The sequence below is a fragment of the Janthinobacterium sp. LS2A genome (assembly GCF_036543145.1).
GTDB lineage: Bacteria > Pseudomonadota > Gammaproteobacteria > Burkholderiales > Burkholderiaceae_D > Janthinobacterium > Janthinobacterium aestuarii.
The window spans coordinates 137,009-158,070 of record NZ_JAZHPB010000002.1; the positions used below are offsets into that span (position 1 = coordinate 137,009).

A 21,062-nucleotide genomic window follows, 5' to 3' on the forward strand; every position below is an offset into this window, starting at 1 on the left:
GGTGCGCAGCTGGATGACACGCTGCGCCAGCCAGGCACTACGCCAAGCAAGCCTTCCCCTATCAATACCTGTTTGCCGCACAAAGGCAGGCGCACGAGAAGAAGGATGTTTCATGGCGCGAGCACGTTCGCTGGCCGGCATGGTTGCCGGCCCGTTTTCCCCACCGATTTCCAAGGTTGCCATGCGCCCGCTGGCCATCGCCGTGCATTCGGCCTTGCTGACGGCGGCGCTGGGCGCGGGCGCGGCCCTGGCAGCGGAAGCGCCCGCCAAGCCCGAAGAAGCCACCTTGAGCGAAATCAAGGTGCAAGCCCAGCAAGACAAGGCGTCGACCGAGCACACGGGTTCCTACACCACCAAGCAGATGGCCACGGCCACGCGCATGGGTCTTTCCATCCGCGAAACGCCGCAATCGATTTCCGTGGTGACGCGCCAGCGCATGGACGACATGGGGCTGAACAGCCTGGCCGAGGTGCTGGTGCAGTCGACGGGCGTGACGGTGCAGGAAAACGACAGCGAACGCACGAGCTTTTCGGCGCGCGGCTTTTCCATCGGCAATTACCAGATCGATGGCGTGGCCGTCAATTCCGGCAGCAATGCGCTGTTCGACACGGCCATCTATGACCGCATCGAAATCGTGCGCGGCGCCACGGGCCTGGTCAGCGGCAATGGCGACCCGTCGGCCACCATCAATATGCTGCACAAGCGTCCCGGCAAGGAGTTCGCCGCCTCGGCCGGCCTGACCGTGGGTTCGTGGAACAAAGTCCGCCTCGAAGGCGACATCAGCGCGCCGCTGAATGCCGACGGCAGCATCCGCGGAAGAGTCGTCGTGGCCGGCCAGAACCGCCATTCCTATATGGACCTGTACAAGGAACGCAAGCTGGTGGGCGCCGTCATCGTCGAGGCGGACCTGACGCCGGACACTCTGCTGACGGCCGGCATCGACTATCAAAAGAACACGCCGAAAGGCACGAGCTGGGGCACCACGCCCCTGTTCTTCTCGGACGGCACCTCGGCCAACATGCCCCGCTCGTTCAACATGGCGGCCAAGTGGAGCAGCTGGGAGCGTGAATTCGAAAACAAATACGTCTACCTCGAGCACCGCTTCGCCAATGACTGGAAGATCAAGGCTGCCTACGGGCGCCTGGACAGCTCCTCGAACGGCAAGCTGTTCTACGGCGGCAGCGGCTTTCCCAACCGCGACGGCAGCGGCCTGGAAGTGTGGAGCGGCGCCTTCCCCTACGATGAAAAACAGGACAACTTCGACCTGTCGGCCAATGGCGCCTTCTCGCTGTTCGGCCGCCAGCACGACCTGGTGCTGGGTGTGAACGGCTGGAAGCGCACCGGCACGACGAATGAAACCCTGCTGCCCGATCCGCTGCCCTACGCCACCACCATCCCCGACTTCCGCCACTGGACGGGCGACGTGCCCGAGCCGGTGCTGACGCGCACGGGCGCGCGCGACATCGCCACCACCAAGCAGTCGGGCGCCTTCATCGCCACGCGCATCAACGTCACGGACAACTTCAAGGTGCTGGCCGGCGCGCGCGTCTCCCGCTGGGAAACATATAACGACCGCATCGACACCCAGGGCCGTTTCGTGAAGCGCAGCTCCGCCTACAAGACGGACGACGTCGTCACGCCGTATGCGGGCCTGGTGCTCGACGTCAGCAAGAGCACCTCGCTGTACGCCAGCTACACGGACCTGTTCAAGCCGCAAAACCTGAAGGACAAGAACAACGCCTTCCTCGACCCGATCACGGGCAGCAACGTGGAAGCGGGCGTGAAGAGCGAATTCTTCGACGGCGCCGTGAATGCTTCGTTCGCCGTGTATGAAGCCAAGCAGGACAACCTGGGCGAGGAAGACAAATCGGTGCCGCTGACCTTCGTGCTGCCCGATGGCAGCCGTCCCTATGTCTCTTCGGGCAAGGGCACGAAAAGCAAAGGCTACGAAGCGGAAGTGTCGGGCAGCCCCTTGAGCGGCTGGCAGCTGTTCGCCGGCTACACGCACAGCAAATCGAAGACGGGCAAGGGCGTGGTGACCAACACCATCCAGCCGACCAACATGCTGCGCGTCTCGACCACCTACCGCCTGCCGGGCGAGCTGCAAAACGTCACCGTCGGCGGCGGCTTGAACTGGCAGAACGAGATCTACACGACAGCCACCCTGCCGAACAAAAACAAGGTCCGGGTCAGCCAGGGCAGCTACGTGCTGGCCAACCTGATGGCGCGCTACCAGATCAGCCCGAAACTGTCGGCCAACCTGAATGTCAACAACCTGTTCGACAAGACGTATTTCCGCCGCGTGGGCTTCTATAACGGCGGCTATTACGGCGAGCCGCGCAACGTGGCGCTGAACCTGCGCTACCAGTACTGAAGCACGATACGAGCCGATTTTCCACTCACATAACAAGATAAGGGATACACCATGCACATCACTTCCATCGCGCGCCTCGGCGCCCTCGCCACCGCCCTGCTGGGCGCGGCCATCGCATCCGGCAGCGCCAGCGCGCACCAGATCTGGCTGCAGCAGGACGGCAAGGCGGCCAGCGTCTACTTCGGCGAATTCGGCGACAACCTGCGCGAAGCGTCGCCCGGCCTGCTCGACAAGTTCAGCATCAAGAACGTGACGTGGGTGTCGGCCAAGGGCACGCAGCCGCTGCAGGCAAGCAAGACTGCCGGCGCGTTCCTCCTCAATGGCAAGGTGGGCGCCGGCGAAAGCATCATCGTCGAGGAAGACAACTACCCGTCGTGGGAAGAGAAAAAGGATGGCAAGGCCACGCGCACCGTGTGGGTCCCGGCCGCGCGCCTGATCGCCGACGGCAAGGCCCAGACGCCAGCGTTGACCCTGGACCTCGTGCCGACCGGCAAACCAGGCCAGTTCCAGGTCAGCTACCAGGGCAAGCCGCTGGCGCAAGCCAAGGTCAACGCCGTGGTGCAATCGGGCTGGGGCAAGGAAGCGTGGAGCGATGCGCAAGGCCTGGTCAGCTTCCCGCTGCCATGGAAGGGCACCTATGTGCTGGAAGTGCAGCACACGGACAAGACGGCCGGCCAGCGCGCCGCGCAAGCCTATGACAAGGCCATGTTCGTGACCACCCTGAGCCTGGTGCAGCCGCAAGGCGTGACGCCGCTGCCGGCCGGCCCGGCCCTGCCGCCCAGCAAGGATCACGACTGACCATGCCAGCGCCAGCCATCATTAAGATGCCGCGCCTGCGGCTGTCCGCCGGCGCCGTGTACCGGCTCGGCGTGGCCTCGCGCAGCGTGGCGGCCATCGTCGGCGGCTACGTGCTGGCCGCGCTGGTCACCATGCTGCTGTCGGTAAGCCTGCCCATGGCCCGTTCCGAAGCCGTCATGGCAGCTACCCTGCTGTCGTTTGCCATCTACACCTGCGCCGTGATGTGGGTCTTCGCCACGCGCAGCGCCCTGCGCGCCTGGCTGGGCCTACTGATGCCGGCCGCCGTCATCGCCGCCATCCTGCAGTGGATGGACGCACTATCCTGGAGTCTCGCATGAAAGAAGGTTTCCGCCAGTCGATGGCATGGCTGCACACCTGGTCCGGCCTGCTCGTCTGCTGGATTTTATTGCTGGTGTTTTGCGCCGGCACGGCCAGCTACTACCGCAATGAAATCACACTATGGATGCAGCCCGAACTGCATGGCGCCGCCGCCAGCGAAGTGAGCACCGAGGAAGCTGCCAAGGTCGCGCAGCAGGCAATGGAAGAGCGGGCCACGGGCGCCACGCGCTGGTTCATCAGCCTGCCCGGCGAGCGCAGCGCCGCCACGCAACTGGGCTGGAGCAAGCCGTCGCAACCGGGCGAAAAGAAACGCGGACGGCGCGGCAATTTTCATAGCGAAAAAGCCGACCCGGCCACGGGCGAGGTGCTGTCCAAGCCGCGCGAGACGCGGGGCGGCGAATTCCTCTACCGCCTGCACTTCGACCTGCACTACATGCCGGCCATATGGGCCCGCTGGATCGTGGGTTTCTGCGCCATGTTCATGTTCGTCTCCATCATCAGCGGCATCGTCACGCACAAGCGCATCTTCAAGGACCTGTTTACCTTCCGGCCGAAAAAGGGCCAGCGCTCGTGGCTCGATGCGCACAACGTGACGGCCGTGCTGGCCCTGCCCTACCACATCATGATCACCTACACGGGCCTCGTCACGTTGATGTTCCTGTACATGCCATCGGGTGCCACGGCCGCCTACAAGGGCGACAAGGATGCCTTCTTCGCCGAGGCGTTTCCCGGCCGCTCGGGCGACAGCAAGCCGGCCGGCGTGGCCACGCCGCTGACGGCGCTCGCGCCCCTCGTGCGCCAGGCGGAACAGCACTGGGGCGGCGGCAAGGTCGAGCGCATTTCCGTCAGCCATCCGGGCGACGCCAACGCCACCATTTCGCTGACGCGCGCGGGCGGGCGCGACATGTCATCGAAACAGCCATCGATGGAATTCGATGGCGTTTCCGGCAAGCTGCTGTCGACCGATGGCGACGCACAGCCAGGCGCCGCCGCCACGCAAGGCGTGATGGTGGGACTGCACGTCGCGCATTTCGGCGGCCCGCTGCTGCGCGCCCTGTTCTTCCTGTCCGGCCTGGCCGGCTGCGCCATGGTCGCCACGGGCGCCCTGCTATGGGCCGTCAAGACGCGCCAGAAGCAGGCCAAGGCGCTGGCCGCCGGCAAGCGCGCCAGCTTCGGCCTGCGCCTGGTCGAGGCGCTCAACATCGGCGCCATCGCCGGCATCCCGATCGCCTTCGGCGCCTACTTCTGGGCCAACCGCCTGCTGCCGGTGGCGATGGAAGACCGGCCGCAAGAGGAAATCGCCTGCTTCTTCGGCGCCTGGGCCCTGGCCGCCATCATCGCCCAGCTGCGCCCGTCGCGCGCCATGTGGCGCATGCAGCTGGCCGCCGGCGCCTTCCTGCTGGCGTCGCTCCCTGTGCTGAACGTCTTCACCACCAATTCGCACCTGGGCGTCACGCTGTTCCTGGGCCGTGGCCCCGTGGCGGTGGCCGCCTTCGACCTGGTGGTACTGGTGCTGGGCCTGGGCCTCGCGTATGCGGCGTTCAAGTTGAAACCGCTGCCCGTGAAAGCGGCCAGGGCGGCGCCAGTACAACCGGCGCAGACGATGGAGGCCGCGTGATGGAGCTGCTGTCGAACTTCCTCGTCTTTGCCCTGTGCTATGCGGGTCTGTCCTCGCTGTGCCTGGCCATGGACCGCCACTACGCCGACCTGCACGGACGCGGCGCCGAACCGCCCGCGCCGCTGCGCCGCCGCCTGCAGTGGGCAGGCTGGCTGGCGCTGGCGGCGGCCCTGGCCTGGGCCATGCACATCGCCGGCGGCGGCTATGGCCTCGTCTACTGGGTCGGCAGCCTGACGGGCTGCGGCTTGCTGCTGATCTGGCTGCTGCCGTATGCGCCCCACCAGGCCATGCGCCTGGCGCGCATCATCGGCGTGGCGGCCTTGCTGGCCGCCGTCGCGCTGGCAGTGCTGTAATTATCATGGCCATGCCACCCCTGCTGCCCACGCAGCTGGAAAGCCATTACCGCGCGCACCACGGCTGGCTGGTGCACTGGCTGCAGCGGCGCCTGGGCAATGCTGCCGAGGCGGCCGACCTGATGCACGACACCTTCGCGCGCCTGCTGGCCGGTGCACCCATGCAGCCGCACACGCCGGCCCTGCGCGCGCCCAAGGCTTACCTGGCGACCGTCGCCAAACATCTGCTGATCAACCACTTGCGCCGCCAGTCGCTGGAACGCGCGTGGCTGGCCGCGCTGGCCGCCCTGCCCGAACAGCACGTGCCATCGACCGAGCAGCGCGCGGAAATCCTGCAGGCGCTGCAAGCGGTCGACACGATGCTCGACGGCCTGAAACCGAAGGTGCGCGCCGTCTTCATCATGGCGCAGATCGAAGGCCATGCCTATGCGGACATCGCCGCGCAGCTGGGCATCGGCGAGCGTTCCGTGAAGCGCTACATGGCCGAGGCGCTGACCGAATGCGTGCTGCTGGCGCAGGACTTGCCGGCATGAGCGCGGCCACTTCGCCATATCCACCGTTGTCGCGCAAGGTGGCGCGCCAGGCCGTCGAATGGTATTTGCTGGAGCAGTCGGGCCAGGCCACGCCGGACGACCTGGCAGCCAGCGCCCAGTGGCGTGCACGCGACCCGGAACACGCGCGCGCCTGGAACCGGGTGCGGCAGGTAAGCCAGACGGCAGGCATGCTGCCGCCGGACCTGGCCGTGTCCGTGCTGCGCCGGCCGCAGCGCCGCGTGGCAGTGCAAGTGCTGCTGGCGCTGATGGCGGCGCCCGCCGCCTGGCTGCTGGTGCGCCACGACATGCTGGCCGATTACCGCAGCGGCGTGGGCGAACGGCGCGAAGTCTCGCTGCCCGACGGCGGCACCGTGGTGCTCAATACGGACAGCGCCGTCGACGTAGCGTATGGCGCCGGCGAACGACGGCTGACGCTGCGCCGCGGCGAAGTGCTCGTGCAGACGCGCCCCGACCATGCGGGCAGCCGCCCTTTCATCGTCGCCACCTGCCATGGTCGCATCCGCGCGCTGGGCACGCGCTTCACCGTGCGCGTCGACGACGACGGCAGCCGCGTGACGGTGCTCGAACACGCGGTGGAAATCACGCCGCGCGCGGCATCGGCCACCGTCCGCACGCTCGTGGCGGGCCAGCACAGCCGCTTCGACGCCAATCACGCGGGCCTGCCCACGCCGGCGCCGTTGCAAGCCGATGCGTGGGCGCGCGGCATGCTGGCGGTGCAGGACATGCGACTCGATACCTTCGCTGCCGAATTGTCACGCTACCGCCCGGGTCTGCTGCGCGTGGCGCCGCAAGTGGCGGGCTTGCGCCTGTCGGGCGCCTTCCAGCTCGACGACACGGGCGCCGTGCTGGACAGCCTGGCGCGCATGCTGCCCGTCGACGTGCTGTATCGCACCCCGTACTGGGTCACCATCGCGGCCCGCAAAAAATAATCGTGAAAAGTTGGCCCCTTTTTTCGCCGTGACCTGTCCTGAGGGTATTACAACGATACCTTACAACGACACTCACCGGAAAGGCCAGACCATGCACCCACCCCGTTTGACTCCCCTCGCGCGCGCCATCGGCAGCGCCGTGATCCTGCTGTCGCTGGCGCAAGCGCCGGCCATGGCGGCCGATGCCACCGCGCCAGCCGCCGCGCAAACGGTCTTCCACGTGCCGGCCGGCGAACTGTCCGCCGCCATCGCCAGCTTTGCCATCGAAGCAAAAGTGAGCGTGGGCGCGGCGGCCGAACTGCTGCAAGGCGTACGCACGCCGGGCCTGAGCGGCAGCTACACGGTGCCGCAGGCACTGGCCCGCCTGCTGGCCGGCACGGGCCTCGAGGCGCTGCCCAGCGGGGAACGCAGCTACGTGCTGCGCAAGGCGGGTGCCGCATCGACCGGCGCGCCGATTGCCGCCACCCTGGACGAAGTGGCCGTCAGCTCCAGCGCCCTGCGCGACGGCACCACGGAAGGCAAGCGCGGCTACGCCGGCCTGACCAGCGCCACGCGCCTGAACCTGTCGCTGCGCGAAACGCCGCAGGCCGTCAGCGTCATCACGCGCCAGCAGATCGACGACCAGGGCTTGCGCACCTTGCAGGACGTGCTGGTGCAGGCGCCCGGCATCACGGTCGACCATTCGTCGAGCACGCGCGAATACGACCAGGTATTTTCACGCGGCTTCGAAGTGACGTCGTACATGTTCGACGGCATCCCGACCAGCAAGAACCTGGAAGCGCGCACCTACGACATGGCCATCTACGACCGCGTGGAAATCATCCGCGGCGCCACGGGCCTGATCAGCGGCACGGGCAGCCCGTCGGCCGCCGTCAACCTGGTGCGCAAGCGCCCGGGCCGCGCTTTTGCCGCCACGGCCGGCGCGCAGCTGGGATCATGGGACCGCTACCGCATCGAAGGCGACGTCTCGACGCCGTTGACGGCGGACGGCAAGGTACGCGCGCGCCTCGTCGCCGCGCATGAAGACCAGCGCTCGTTCATCGACCGCTACCGGCAGAAAAAGGACGTGCTGTACGCCATCGTCGAAGCGGACCTGACGCCGTCGACGGTGCTCAGCGCCGGCATCAACTACCAGCAGGAAAAGCTCAAGGGCGCGGGCCGCGAATTCCCCATGTTCTATGCCGACGGCTCGCAGACCCGCTTCCCCCGCTCGATGAACGGCACGGCCGCGTGGAGCACGTATGACCGCGAGCAGAACATGCTGTTTGCCACGCTCGACCATTATTTCGACAACGACTGGATCGCCAAGCTGGCCGTGAGCCGCAGCAGCAACCGGTACGACGCCTTGCAGGGTTTTTCCGGCAATGGCTACCCGGACCGCATGACGGGCGGCGGCATGCGGCTGTGGCTGGCCAACTGGCACAGCAAGCCGCAACAGACCTCGCTCGACGCGTACGTCAGCGGACCGTTCCAGGCCTTCGGCCGCCAGCACGAACTGGTGCTGGGCGTAAGCGCCTCGGAACTCGAGACGAATAGCCCCATCTATCCGGGCTGGCGCCTGGCCGGCTATGACCATGCGGTGCCGAATATCCACGCCTGGAATGGCGACATGCCGGTGCCCGACTACAGCGGCACGCGCCTGGGCAGCTCGTACGACAAGGAGCGCGAAAGCGGCCTGTATTCGACGCTGCGCCTGCGCCCGACGGACGCGCTGTCGGTGATCCTGGGCGCGCGCCTGTCGTACTGGAAGCGCGACATCCGCAGCGACTACGATGCCGACACGGACCTGTACGACGCGATGCGCGAAAACGGCAAGATCACGCCGTATGCGGGCCTCGTCTACGACCTGGGCCGAAACTGGTCGGCCTATGCCAGCTACACCAGCATCTTCACGCCGCAAAGCCAGCGCGACGTCAACAGCCGCTTCCTGGCGCCGCTGGAAGGCAAGAACTACGAAGTGGGCGCCAAGGGGGAATTCTTCGGCGGCAAACTCACCACCAGCGCCGCCCTCTTCCAGCTGAAGCAGGAAAACCTGGCCGAAGCCGATCCGGGCAATGTCTGGATCATCGGCACGGGCGGCGGCTCCTACGCCTATCACACGGTCAAGGGCGCCACCACGCACGGCTTCGAGGCGGAAGTATCGGGCCAGTTGCGCCCCGACTGGCAGCTGACGGCCAGCTATGCGCATAGCCGCATCCGCAATGCCGCCGGCGCACGCATCCAGACCAACCAGCCGCAGAACATGGCCAAGCTGTGGACCACCTGGCGCCTGGCGCAAGACGTGCCTGGCCTGGTGCTGGGCGGCGGCGTGAACTGGCAGAGCGATATCTACATGGATGACCGCGGACCGAATGGCGAACGCTTCACGCAGAAGGCGTATGCGGTGGCGGGACTGATGGCGCAGTACCAGGTCAGCAAACAGCTGGTGGCGACCCTGAACGTCAATAACGTCTTCGACAAGAAGTACTATTCGACGGGCATGGGCGGCTACTACGGCGATCCGCGCAACGCGATGCTGGCGCTGCGCTATCAGTTCTGAGTGGCTTCGCTACTTTTGAGCAGCGCCTCGATGTCCTCGGGCGCCACGGCGCGGCCGAGAAAATAGCCAAACGCTTCGTCGCAACCCATCTCGGCCAGCAGTTCCAGCTGCTCGCCGCTTTCCACGCCGCCGGCGATGGTGCGCAGTCCGAGCGTGCGCGCCATCGCCACGATGGCGCGCACCACGGCGCTATCGCCGCCCGGTTTGCCCAGGTCGTCGACGAAGCACTTTTCGATCTTCACGGCATCCGTGGGAAAGCGTTTCAGGTAAGTGAGCGAAGCGTCGCCCGTGCCGAAATCGCTGATGGCGATCGCCATGCCCAGCTGGCGGAACTGGCGCAGTATCAGTTCGCAGTTCTGGTTGCTGTCGATCAGGATGCCGGCGGCGATTTCCAATTCAATGCAATGGCCCGGCACGCCGGCCGCCTCGAGCGCGGCGGCGAAATTGCGCGCGATATCGCGCTGGTAGAACTGGCGCGCCGACAGGCTGACGGACACCGTCAGCATCTGCCCCTGCGCGATCCAGCTGCGCGCCTGCTCCACGGCCGTGGCCAGCACCCAGGCACCGACCGGCAGAATCAAGGCGCTTTCCTCCAGTACCGGCAAAAAGTCGAGCGGCATCATCAAGCCCAGTTCCGGGTGCTTCCAGCGCAGCAGCGCCTTCACGCCCGTGATCCTGCGCGTCTTCAAGTCCATGCGCGGCTGGTAGTACAGCACGAATTCATTGCGTTCGAGCGCGTGGCGCAGGGCCGTCTCGAGGATGGTGCGCGAATACGACTGCGTCTGCATGCGCGGCGCATAGCGCTGGCAAGTACCGGGCGCGTGGCGCTTGGCCGCATACATGGCCAGGTCGGCCTTTTCGATCAGCGCATTGACGTCGTCATCGTCGTCCGGGTACAGGGCCACGCCCACGCTGGCCGCCACCGACAGGCTGTATTCGCCGATGACGAAGGGGGCGGCGATGGCGCGGACGATTTTCTCGGCCACCCGCTCGGCATCGTGCGCCGTGCGCAGTTCCGTCAGCAGGATGATGAATTCGTCGCCACCCTGGCGCGCCACCGTATCGACCTTGCGCACGCACTGCTGCACCCGGCGCGCGAACTCCGTCAGCACCTGATCGCCCACGTCGTGCCCCAGGCTGTCGTTGATGGATTTGAAGCGGTCGATGTCGACGAACAGCACGGCCAGCAGCCCCTGGTGGCGGCGCGCGTAGGCGATGCCGTGCTCGAAGCGGATCTGGAAATGCAAACGGTTCGGCAAGCCCGTCAAGCCGTCGTGGTGGGCGATGAATTCCAGCTGCTGCTCGGCGCGCCGGCGGGCCGACACGTCGTGCAGCAGCAGCACCGCGCCGCCCTGCGCCAGTGGCGCGCAGCTGTACTGCACGTCGATGCGCTTGCCGTCGAGATGGCGCAGCAGCACGGCGCCGCGCGCCACTTCCAGCACTTCCTGCCGCGCCACGCAGTCGCGCACCTGGCGCGCCGCATCGATGGGCGTGCCATCATGAAACAGCGGCAGCAGCTGCGTCACGGCCTGGCCCGGGCCATCGTCGCCCTGCAAGCCGCCCATGGCGCTGGCGCGGGGATTCAGGTACCGCACCACGCCATCGTGGTCGGTGCCGATGACGGCCGCCGGCAGCGCATGCAGCAGCGACAGCGCATCTGCCATGCGTTGCGCCTGCGCCGCCTGCAGCACCACGCCCGTCGCATGGCGCATGCGCCACATGCGCGCCGCCCGCCACTGGCAGGCCAGCAGCACGGCGAGCACCATGGCCAGGGCCAGGCACAGCGCCAGCAGCAGCGCCGTCATGCGTCACCCGGCAGGCGGAAAGTACGGAACATGGTTTTCCTTTGCAACGTGCGCCATGCGGCCGGGCGCAGATACATGCTGAAAGGAAATAATATAAGAATTTTGGCGCGATATTTGCCTGATCGGGCGCCGCTTGACTGGCATCAAGCGGCGCGTGGCACGCCCGCTTCAGGCCAGCGACAGCGTCCGGGCCGGGGCGGCGCCCGCCGATGCGGCCACGCCGGGCGTGCCGTGCAGCTTGAAGATACTGACGGCGTCGGCCAGGCTGGCCGCCTGCTGCTGCAGCGCGTCCGCGGCGGCGGCGGCCTGCTCCACCAGGGCCGCGTTCTGCTGCGTCACGCCATCCATCTGGCTGATGGCGATGCTGATCTGCTCGATGCCGTCGCGCTGCTCCACGCTGGCCACGGCGATCTCGCCGATGATGGCATTCACGCGCTGCACGCTGCTCACCACGTCATCCATCGTGCGCCCCGCCTGGCCGGCCAGCACGCTGCCCTCTTCCACCGTGCGCACGGATTCGCCGATCAGCTGCTTGATTTCCATGGCCGCCGCGGCCGAGCGGTGCGCCAGGCTGCGCACTTCCGTCGCCACTACGGCAAAGCCGCGCCCCTGCTCGCCCGCGCGCGCCGCTTCCACGGCCGCATTCAGGGCCAGGATATTCGTCTGGAAAGCGATGCCGTCGATGACGGCGATGATGTCGACGATGCGCTTGGACGAAGCATTGATATGGCTCATGGTCTGCACCACCTGCGCCACGGCTGCGCCGCCGCGCTGCGCCACGTCGGACGCGCCGCCAGCCAGCTGGCGCGCCTGGTCGGCGTTGTCGTTATTCTGCCGCACGGTGGACGTCAGCTCGATCATCGAGGCGGCCGTCTCTTCCAGCGAGCTGGCTTGTTCTTCCGTGCGCGAGGACAGGTCCATATTGCCGCTGGCGATTTCCGCCGAGGCCGTGGCGATGGCGTCCGTACCGGTGCGCACACGTCCCACGATGGCGGCCAGGTTGCCGCTCATCGCTTTCAGGGCCCGCAGCAGATCGCCGATTTCATCGCGGCTGCCATCGGCCACCACGGCACGCAGGTCGCCGGCCGCAACCTGCTGGGCGATGCCGACAGCCGCGCCCAGCGGCACCGTGATGCTGCGGATCAGCCACCACACGGTGACGCTGCCGACGACCAGGGTCACCAGCACGGTGGCCAGCATGGCGATGCTGGCGCTGCGGTGCGCGGCCGCGTCCTGCTCCTTCATCTTCGCCATCAGGCTGTGCGACTGTTTGCCGATGGTCGTCACGATGGCGTCGATCTGGCGCGTCGGTTCGCGGTCCATGCCCTTGACCAGCGCATCGACCACGTGGGCGCTGTCGGCGCGCGCGCCATCGAATTTTTGTAGGGCCGCCAGGTAGCTCACGCCCAGCGCATCGTGCGCCTGCAGCGCCTGCACCACGGGCGCCGTGTCGAGCCCCAGCGCCGCCATCATCGATTGCAGGCTTTTCAATTCCTTGCGCGTCTGCGCGCCGCTGGCGACAAACGCTTCACGGTAACGCTGGAAGGCGGCCGCATCGCCGCCGCGCAGCAAAATGTTTTTCCACTCCTGCACCTGGATCTTGAATTCCACCTGCGCGCTGCGCGCCGCATCGACCGCTTCCGTCAGGGCCACGGAGTGCTGCATGGCGTCCGCGCTGCGCGCACTGGCCGCGTCGAGCGCGCTCCAGCCACGCACACCGACGAACACCAGCGCAAGAAAGAAGAAGGCGCCCAACAGACCGAGGCGGATGGAGATTTTCAGATTCGCGAGTTGCATGGGTTTCTCCCGGCGGCAAGAACAGGATGGCAACAAAGGCGCCGCCAAAACTATCCAATTCTCACCAAATGGGGAAATCATGCGGTGCGCCCCGTGAAAAACCAAGTAACGCTTTCGCTAGAGAAACACTTTCAACATAGAAACAACAAATTACAAGGAAAGGTTGACTGCCTGGCCATAGTGACGCGCTCGCAGCATGGTCAGGCCGGCAATCTTGCCGGTCGCTTCAGCGCTACACCGCAGCCGCTCCCGCAAACTCCGCGCGCAGCAGCGGATACAGACGCCGGTAGCGCGCCAGCCGTTCGTCCAGCATGGCGGACGCTTGCGGTGCGATTGTCTCCTGCGCGGCCGGCCGCGTGCACACCTGCGCGGGCGGCAAGCCCGTCACGGCCATCTGCGCCAGGCGCGCAGCACCCATGGTGCCGCCAGCCGCGCCATGGTCGTGACGCAGCACGTTCAAGCCCGAGGCATTCGCGCACAGCTGTGCCCAGAAGCGGCTGCGCGAACCGCCGCCGACGAACGATGCTTCTTCCAGATGCGTGCCGGCGCTGCGCAGGGCCGCATTGCCGTCGGCCATGGCAAAAGCCACGCCTTCCATCGCGCTGTACGCCAGTTCCGCCCGGCCGTGTTCCGTCGACAGGCCAAAGAACACGCCGCGCGCGGAAGCGTCGTTGTGCGGCGTGCGCTCGCCGCTCAAATACGGCAGGAAGATGGGCGCCGTGCGCGCCTCGACGTTTTCCGCCAGGCTGACCAATTCGCCGATGTCGCCCGACTGCGTCAGCCGCGCCACCCAGCTGAGGCTGGACGCGGCGCTGAGGATCACGCTCATCTGGTGCCAGCGCTCGGGCAGACAGTGGCAGAATGCGTGCACGCCCTGGCCGGGATTCGGTGCAAAACCGTCACTGCCGGCGAACAGTACGCCCGAGGTCCCCAGCGACAGCAGGCCGGCGCCCGGCTCCACCACGCCCAGGCCGACAGCCGCCGCCGCATTGTCGCCCGCGCCACCGGCCAGCAGCACCGGGTGCGCGATGCCCCATTCCTGGCACAGCGAGGGCCGCACCTGCGCGGCGGCGGCGCTGCCTTCGACCAGGCGCGGCATGTGCTCGCGCGTCAAACCGGTGGCGGCCAGCATGCGCTCGGACCAGTCGCGTTTGGCCACGTCCAGCCACAGGGTGCCGGAAGCGTCGGACATGTCGGACACATACTCGCCCGTCAGGCGCAGGGCCACGTAATCCTTGGGCAGCAAGACCTTGGCCGTGGCGCGGAACAGCGATGGCTCGTACTTTTGCAGCCACAGCAGCTTGGGCGCCGTGAAGCCGGGCATGGCCTGGTTGCCCGTGATGGCGCGCGACTCGGGCACCAGCGCCTCGAGTTCCACGCATTCGGCAAACGCGCGCGTGTCGTTCCACAGGATGGCCGCGCGCAGCACGTGCTGCTGCTTGTCGAGCAGGGTGGCGCCATGCATCTGGCCCGACAGCGCGATGCCGCGCAAACCGGAAAATGCCACCGGCTGGGCGGCGCGGATGGCGGCGATGACGTCCAGGGTGGCGTGCCACCAGTCTTCGGGATTCTGTTCCGACCAGCCGGGATGGGGGCTGGACACGCGCAGGGTCACGCCGGCGCTGGCAACGATGGTTTGCGCGTCATCGGTGAGGATGGCCTTGACTTCGGAAGTGCCGATATCGATACCGAGATAAGTCATTTGATTCCAGAATAAAGTTAAGAATGGCCGTCGCCGGATGGATCGGGCATGTTCATCAGCAGGCAGGAGCGGAATTTCGACGGCGACATGTGCTTGTGCGCCAAAAACTGGCGGTTGAAATTGGAAAGGTTGTTGAAGCCCGTGCGGTAGCAGATATCGGTGACCTTCATGTCCGTGTTCATCAGCAGTTCGCAGGCCAGCGCGATGCGCTCCTGGTTCACATATTGAATGAACGAGGTGCCCGTATGCTTGCGGAAGAAACGCGTGAATTTCAAGGTATTCATTTCCGCCACGTCGGCCACGTCCTGCTCGCAAAAATCGAGCGTGATGTTTTGCTTGATATACGCCAGCACCAGGTTGATGGTCGACGACATGTAGCGGCCGGCCTGCGCCAGATAGGTGACGCTGGCCAGGGGCCGCCGCTCGCGGCAGTCGCACAGCTCGCCAAACAGGCGCGTAAACAGTTCGACCCGGCGCAAGCCCTGCGCCGTCGTCAATTCCTTCATCAGCGGCACCAGGCGCAGGCCCAGCGCATCGGGAAATTGCAAGCCCCTGGCAGCCTCGCCCAGAAGGGCTTTCAGGGGCGCCATTTCCGGGAACAGCAGCGCGCAGCGTTCGATGAAGTCGCCGGAAAACTGCAGCACCAGGTCGCGCTCGGGCAAGACCACGCCTTCCGGCAATTCGCTGACCCAGTTATGCGGCAGGTTCGGCCCCGTCAGGATCAGATTGCCCGCCCCGTAGCTGCCGATATGGTCGCCGATGAAAAATTTGCCGTTTGACGTGATGATGAAGTGCAGTTCGTACTCGGGATGAAAATGCCATTTCGCCACCGTATGCGGAAAGCCGTGCGCCCACGCGCGAAACGATTCATGGATCGGTTTGTGGATCAGTTCCAGGTCAGGCGTCACGGCAGTTCCCTTGCGCGGTCTCGTTGCCAGCTATTCTAACCACTTACCTGGGCATTGAGCGCCAAAGCCAGACCGCTGTCGGCGTCGAACAGGTGCATGTGCTCTTCATCGAAGGCCAGCGCCAGGGTCTGGCCCACCTGCGCCGCGCTGTTGGCCGCGTTCGCCGGCAGCAGCGCCGACAGGCTCAGGGCGCCGCACTGGAAGCTGATCAGCGCTTCGGCGCCCAGCAGCTCGACCAGGTCGATCACGCACGCCAGGCCATGCGTGCCTGCCTGCTCCTGCGGCAGCGCCGCGCGCAAGTGATTCGGACGCAGGCCGAATACCACGCGCGTACCCGAGGCCAGCGCGGTGAAGCGGGGCGATATCAATGGCCAGCGGTAGCCGGCGCAGACGAGCACCGTTTGCCCGCTCTCTTTTTCGACGACGCCATCGATGAAGTTCATGGCAGGGGTGCCAATGAACCCGGCCGCGAACAGGGTGCGCGGATGGTTGTACAGTTCCGCCGGCGTGCCGATCTGCTCGATATGGCCGCCCTTCATCAGCACCACTCTGTCGGCCAGGGTCATGGCTTCGAGCTGGTCGTGCGTGACGTACAGGGTGGTGGTGCGCAGGCGGCGGTGCAGGCGCTTGATGTCGGCGCGCAGTTGCGCACGCAGCTTGGCGTCCAGGTTCGACAGCGGTTCGTCAAACAGGAACACTTGCGGCGTCTTGATCATGGCGCGCGCAATGGCCGTGCGCTGCTGCTGGCCGCCCGACATGGCGCGCGGCTTGCGTTCCAGCAGGCTGTCCAGGCTGAGAATGGCCGCCACCTCGCGCACGCGGCGCTCGATCTCGTCGTTCGGCACCTTCAGGCGGCGCAGGCCGAAGGCGATATTGTCGTACACCGTCATGTGCGGATACAGCGCGTAGTTCTGGAACACCATCGCCACGTTGCGCGCACGCGGCGGCAAGTCGTTGACGATGGCGCCGCCGATGTGCAGCTCGCCGCCGCTGATGTCTTCCAGTCCCGCGATCATGCGCAGCAAGGTCGACTTTCCGCAGCCCGATGGCCCCAGCAGGACGATGAATTCGCCGTCGTCGATTTCCAGGTCGAACGGCTGCAGCACGGCCGTCTTCTCGTCATAGGTCTTGTGCAACTGCCTGCAAGCGATGTTTGCCATGGTTAGTCTCCTGCCAGTTCGATCTGGATCTTGACGTCGCGCGGATGGCCCTGGGCCGCTTCCTCGAACGCCCGCACGCCGTCGGCAAAGCCGAAGGTGCGCGAAATGAAGGGTTTGACGTCGATCTTGCCCGAGGCGAGCAAGGCGATCGCGCGCGGGAAGATGTTCGCGTAGCGGAACACGGATTCGATGCGCACTTCCTTCGCCTGGATGGCAACGATATCGAAAGGGACATTTTCGGGCGGCATGCCGACCAGCACCAGGCAGCCGTTCGGGCACAGCAGGTCGACGATGTTGTCGTAGGCGCGCATGCTGCCGCTGGCCTCGAAAACGATGTCGGCGCCCCAGCCGTCGGTCAGCTCGCGCACCGTATCAAACAGGCTGGCGTGGCGCACGTCGACCGTGGTCACGGCGGGATTGCCGGCGAACAGGGCCAGCTTTTCCGGCACCAGGTCGGCCAGGATCACGCGCGAGCAGCCGCCCGCCAGCGCGGCCAGCGCATTCATGGCGCCGATGGTGCCGGCGCCGATCACCACGGCCACGTCGCCCGGCTTGATGGCCGCCTTCTTGGCCGCCTGCAGGCCGATGGCCAGCGGTTCGACGATGGCGCCTTCGCCAAAGCTGACGTTGTCGGGCAGCTTGAAGGTAAAGGCAGCCGGATGCACGACATACGGCGTGAGGCAGCCGTGGATGGGCGGCGTGGCCCAGAAGCGTACGGCGGGGTCCAGGTTGTACAGGCCGCGCATGGTGGCCGGCGAATCGAACTGCGGCACGCCCGGCTCCATGCAGACGCGGTCGCCCACCTTCAGGTGCGTCACCCCATCGCCCACTTCGGCCACCACGCCGGACGCCTCGTGGCCGAGCACCATCGGCGCTTCGACGGCGAAGGGGCCGATCTTGCCATGTTTGAAGTAATGCACATCGCTGCCGCAGATGCCCACGGTATGGATCTTGATTTTCACGTCGCGCGGGCCGACGGCAAGCGGCAAATCGATGTCGCGCAGGGTGATGGAATGCGCGTGTTCCAGTACGAGTGCTTGCATGATGGGTTTCCTTATTTATGTTTGAGCATGGAGTTGAGCAGCCGTCCCAGGATGCCGACGAACAGCAGCGGCGGCAGCGCCAGCAGCACGGTGGAAGCGTTCACCACGCCCCACGGCACTTCCTGGCCCATCGAGGTAAAGGCCGACGCCACCACGGGCAGGGTCATGCTTTTCGACGAGGTGAGCGCCAGCGCGATCATCAGTTCATTCCAGACCAGCACGAAGCTGAAGACGATGCCGCCCATCAGGGTTTTCGAGGCCACCGGCAGGGCCACGTACCAGAACACCTGGTAAGGGCCGTAGCCGTCGAGCGCGGCCGCTTCCTCGATCTCTTTCGGAATGCGGGCAAACGCGGGAATCGATAGCCAGATGATGGTCGACAGGGTCACCAGCAGATACGTCACCACCATCGACAGGCGCGAGTCGTACAGGCCCAGGTCGATCCAGATCGAGATCAAGGGAATGGCGACGGCGACAGGTGGCAAAAAGCGCAGCGACAGCAGGAAGAACTGGATATCCTTCTTGGCCGGGATCGGATAGCGGGCGATCGCATACGCGGCCGGCACGCCCAGCACAGCCCCCAGCAGCACGGCGACGCCGACGATGGCCACGCTGTTGCCCAGTCCCGTCAGCACTTCGGGGCTGGCCAGCACCTGCTTGTAATTGGCCAGGGTCGGGCTGAAGAAAAAGCGGGGCACGGGCGTGACGATGTCCATCAGCTCCTTGAAGGAGTTGAGCACGGCCCACAGGATGGGGAACAGCGCCACGAGGATAATCGCGGTAGTAATGGCGGTGGTGGCGGCATGGTCCACACCGCGCCGGATAGTCAGTTTTCCCATTTGGCGACTCGCTTCCAGAGCAGGGTGAATATTACTGTCGTGGCCAGCATCATCAGCACGGCCATGCTGGACGCGTACGACACCTTGCCCATCAAGCCGATGCCCTGCGCATACGCGTACATGTCCAGGGTTTCGGTGGAGATGCCGGGGCCGCCCTTGGTCATCACGTAGATCAGGTCGAACGAGCGCAGCGACTCGACCATCTTGATGAAGACGAGGCTCATGATGGGTACCTTCAGCATGGGCAGTGCGATGTAGGCATACACCTGGAGCGTGCTGGCGTAGTCGAGGCGCGCCGCTTCCAGCGGTTCGCCGGGCAGAGTTTCCAGCAGCTTCAGGATGACGGCGCCGAAGAACAGGCCCCACTGCCAGATGTCGACCAAGGCCACCGCGTACAGGGCGGTGGCGGGATCGGACAGCAGGGCCGTGCCGCCCAGGCCAACGCATTCGAGCATCCAGTTGAGGATGCCCATCAATGGCGAATACATGAACTTCCAGATGAAGGCGGCCGACACGCGCGGCAGCAGCACGGGCACGATCAAGAGCAGCGCGATGATGTCACGCGTGCGTCCCTTCACCTTCTCGAACAAGAACACGGCCAGCAGCACGCCGACGATCAGCGAGCCGGCCACAGTCACCACTTCCCAGATGGCCGACACCTGCACGGCATTGACGAAGCGGCGGTCGCCGAACAGGCGGAGAAAATTGGCAAAGCCGACGTAATCGCTGTCGCTGTAGCGCAGCACGCGATTTTGCAGGGCCAGGTTGATGGCGGCGATGCTGGGCACCAGGCCCAGTACCAGCAGGACCAGCAGCGGCAAGGTCAGGAAGACGGCCGGCAGCCAGGTGTGGCGTTTTTTATGGATGGTGTGTGGCATAGGATGGCTTTCAGACGTGAAGATGCAAGCGCTGGCTTTACCCCAAAAGCAAGAGCTGGGGTCAGACCCGCCGGGTCTGACCCCTGATTTAAGCTAGCGGAGTCGTCGGCGATACGGGCTTACTGACGTTTCTTAGCCCGTTGCATCACCTCGGTCGCATACTCATTCGCCTCATCGAGCGCGCTTTGCACGTCGCCGCGCGTGCCCGTAAACACTTCCTCCAAGACTACGCCCAGGTTGTCGCCAATGTCCGGCCACTCGGGGCTGGGCCAGATGGTGACGCGCGAGACGGGCGTGGTGTCCGTCAGGCCCGCCTGGATCTGCGGCTTGACGTGCTTGCGGAAGTAGTCGCTGTTGATGGTGCTGGTGCGGTTGTAGTCGCTGAAGACGTTGTCCTTCAGGCGCGCCTGCTCCTGCTCCTTGCCCGTGGCGAAGGCGATGAACTTGCCGGCCGCCTGGCGCGTGCATTCATCTTTCGCGCCCGTGGCGGAAATGGCCAGGCCGTGGCCATACGCGGCCGATGGCAGCGGCGCTGGCGGACGCACATAGCCGACCTTGTCGACCACCGAGGATTTTTTCGGGTCTTCCATCCAGTCGGCAAACGGCGTCGACTCGATCATGAACGCCACCTTGCCCGACCTGAATGCTTCGAGCGCATTGCTCCAGTCGTAGGTGGCACCTCCCGGCGGCGAATACTTGAACAGCTCGCGGTACAGGGTGGTGGCTTTCACGGCCTGCGGCGAATTGAAGGCCGGCACGCCATTGTTTTCCCACTTGCCGCCGGCGGCCAGCATGAACGGCGCCCAGCGCCACACATTCATGCCCGAGCCGCGCTGGCCCCGCGCCGCCCAGCCATACACATTCGGCGGATTATTCATTTTCTTGACGGCAGCGACCAGTTCGTCGAGCGTCTTCGGCACGGCGATGCCGGCCTTTTCCAGCAGGTCGCGGCGGTAGAACAGGAAATCGCTGCCGCCGATCAGGGGCGCAAAATACGCCACGCCCTTGTACGAGGCGACGGCGCGGCGGCCCGGCAGGAAGTCGTCGTAATCGGCGTCCTTGGGCAGGTATTTGAGCAGGGGGACGACCCAGCCGGCCGTGGCGAATTCGGCCACGTTGGCTTCGTCGATGTAATAGATCTGGTAGGAGCCGGCCTTGGTCGAAGCGTCGAGGCGGGCTTTCGAGCGGCGGTCGTTTTCGCCGAAATAGCTAATTTGTACCTTGGTGCCGCTTTTCTTTTCATACTCGGCGAGGGTCTTTTCCATCACGGTCAAGCCCAGGCTTTTTTGCGCCAGCACCTTGATCACGGGCACCGAGCAGCTTTGCGCCGAGGCGTCTGCAAACCCGGCGGACATGAGGGTGCCCCATGCAACAGCAGTCATGATTTTCATAACACGTCTCCATTTTTATAGTCCGGCGGTTTTCC

Annotated in this window: 17 protein-coding genes; 8 read left to right on the forward strand and 9 right to left on the reverse strand. The window is 65.6% G+C overall.

The genetic code is table 11. The annotated features are described in order from the left end of the window. Positions 1-112: 112 nt before the first annotated feature. The 8 genes from V3C40_RS06450 (at position 113) to V3C40_RS06485 (ending at position 9,504) form a co-directional block, all read left to right on the forward strand. Complete coding sequence (locus tag V3C40_RS06450) at positions 113-2,374, forward strand: TonB-dependent siderophore receptor (RefSeq protein ID WP_331776921.1); 2,262 nt, start codon at positions 113-115, stop codon at positions 2,372-2,374. A gap of 51 nt (positions 2,375-2,425) precedes the next feature. Beyond that, positions 2,426-3,172, forward strand: a complete 747-nt coding sequence (locus tag V3C40_RS06455) for a DUF4198 domain-containing protein (protein WP_331776922.1) — start codon at positions 2,426-2,428, stop codon at positions 3,170-3,172. Positions 3,173-3,174: 2 nt separating this feature from the next. Next, positions 3,175-3,510 (forward strand): DUF3649 domain-containing protein, encoded by a 336-nt coding sequence (locus V3C40_RS06460; RefSeq protein WP_319990872.1) that lies wholly within the window; start codon positions 3,175-3,177, stop codon positions 3,508-3,510. After that, on the forward strand, positions 3,507-5,129 hold the full coding sequence (locus tag V3C40_RS06465) for a PepSY-associated TM helix domain-containing protein (RefSeq protein ID WP_331776923.1): 1,623 nt from the start codon (positions 3,507-3,509) through the stop codon (positions 5,127-5,129). Before V3C40_RS06460 ends, V3C40_RS06465 begins: the two co-directional genes overlap by 4 nt. Further along, positions 5,129-5,482 carry a DUF3325 domain-containing protein gene (locus V3C40_RS06470; RefSeq protein WP_034747326.1) on the forward strand — a complete coding sequence of 118 codons (354 nt, stop codon included), beginning with the start codon at positions 5,129-5,131 and terminating at the stop codon, positions 5,480-5,482. Before V3C40_RS06465 ends, V3C40_RS06470 begins: the two co-directional genes overlap by 1 nt. Before the next feature lie 5 nt (positions 5,483-5,487). Beyond that, positions 5,488-6,015 carry a sigma-70 family RNA polymerase sigma factor gene (locus V3C40_RS06475; RefSeq protein WP_331776924.1) on the forward strand — a complete coding sequence of 176 codons (528 nt, stop codon included), beginning with the start codon at positions 5,488-5,490 and terminating at the stop codon, positions 6,013-6,015. Next, positions 6,012-6,965, forward strand: a complete 954-nt coding sequence (locus V3C40_RS06480; protein ID WP_331776925.1) for a FecR domain-containing protein — start codon at positions 6,012-6,014, stop codon at positions 6,963-6,965. The genes V3C40_RS06475 and V3C40_RS06480 overlap by 4 nt, the downstream gene beginning before the upstream one ends. 91 nt (positions 6,966-7,056) lie before the next feature. Continuing rightward, on the forward strand, positions 7,057-9,504 hold the full coding sequence (locus V3C40_RS06485; protein ID WP_331776926.1) for a TonB-dependent siderophore receptor: 2,448 nt from the start codon (positions 7,057-7,059) through the stop codon (positions 9,502-9,504). On the opposite strand, the gene V3C40_RS06490 is transcribed toward V3C40_RS06485, so the two are convergent. The 9 genes from V3C40_RS06490 to V3C40_RS06530 all read right to left on the reverse strand — a co-directional run bounded on the left by V3C40_RS06490 (position 9,495) and on the right by V3C40_RS06530 (position 21,027). Then, positions 9,495-11,309 (reverse strand): putative bifunctional diguanylate cyclase/phosphodiesterase, encoded by a 1,815-nt coding sequence (locus tag V3C40_RS06490; protein ID WP_331776927.1) that lies wholly within the window; start codon positions 11,307-11,309, stop codon positions 9,495-9,497. The genes V3C40_RS06485 and V3C40_RS06490 overlap by 10 nt on opposite strands. A 168-nt stretch (positions 11,310-11,477) precedes the next feature. Then, positions 11,478-13,106, reverse strand: coding sequence for a methyl-accepting chemotaxis protein (locus tag V3C40_RS06495; RefSeq protein WP_331776928.1), 1,629 nt, complete (start codon positions 13,104-13,106; stop codon positions 11,478-11,480). A 232-nt stretch (positions 13,107-13,338) separates the two neighbouring features. Further along, positions 13,339-14,808 carry a xylulokinase gene (xylB, locus tag V3C40_RS06500; RefSeq protein ID WP_331776929.1) on the reverse strand — a complete coding sequence of 490 codons (1,470 nt, stop codon included), beginning with the start codon at positions 14,806-14,808 and terminating at the stop codon, positions 13,339-13,341. A gap of 17 nt (positions 14,809-14,825) precedes the next feature. Beyond that, positions 14,826-15,716 (reverse strand): AraC family transcriptional regulator, encoded by an 891-nt coding sequence (locus V3C40_RS06505; RefSeq protein WP_331776930.1) that lies wholly within the window; start codon positions 15,714-15,716, stop codon positions 14,826-14,828. Positions 15,717-15,751: 35 nt separating this feature from the next. Continuing rightward, positions 15,752-16,876, reverse strand: a complete 1,125-nt coding sequence (locus tag V3C40_RS06510) for an ABC transporter ATP-binding protein (protein WP_331776931.1) — start codon at positions 16,874-16,876, stop codon at positions 15,752-15,754. A 2-nt stretch (positions 16,877-16,878) separates the two neighbouring features. Further along, positions 16,879-17,919: an NAD(P)-dependent alcohol dehydrogenase gene (locus V3C40_RS06515; RefSeq protein ID WP_331776932.1), complete on the reverse strand. Its 1,041-nt coding sequence runs from the start codon at positions 17,917-17,919 to the stop codon at positions 16,879-16,881. 11 nt (positions 17,920-17,930) lie between these two features. Beyond that, complete coding sequence (locus V3C40_RS06520) at positions 17,931-18,758, reverse strand: carbohydrate ABC transporter permease (RefSeq protein WP_319990861.1); 828 nt, start codon at positions 18,756-18,758, stop codon at positions 17,931-17,933. Continuing rightward, positions 18,746-19,636, reverse strand: coding sequence for a carbohydrate ABC transporter permease (locus tag V3C40_RS06525; protein ID WP_058048862.1), 891 nt, complete (start codon positions 19,634-19,636; stop codon positions 18,746-18,748). The genes V3C40_RS06520 and V3C40_RS06525 overlap by 13 nt, the downstream gene beginning before the upstream one ends. A 119-nt stretch (positions 19,637-19,755) precedes the next feature. Then, positions 19,756-21,027: an ABC transporter substrate-binding protein gene (locus V3C40_RS06530; RefSeq protein WP_070301390.1), complete on the reverse strand. Its 1,272-nt coding sequence runs from the start codon at positions 21,025-21,027 to the stop codon at positions 19,756-19,758. Positions 21,028-21,062: the final 35 nt, after the last annotated feature.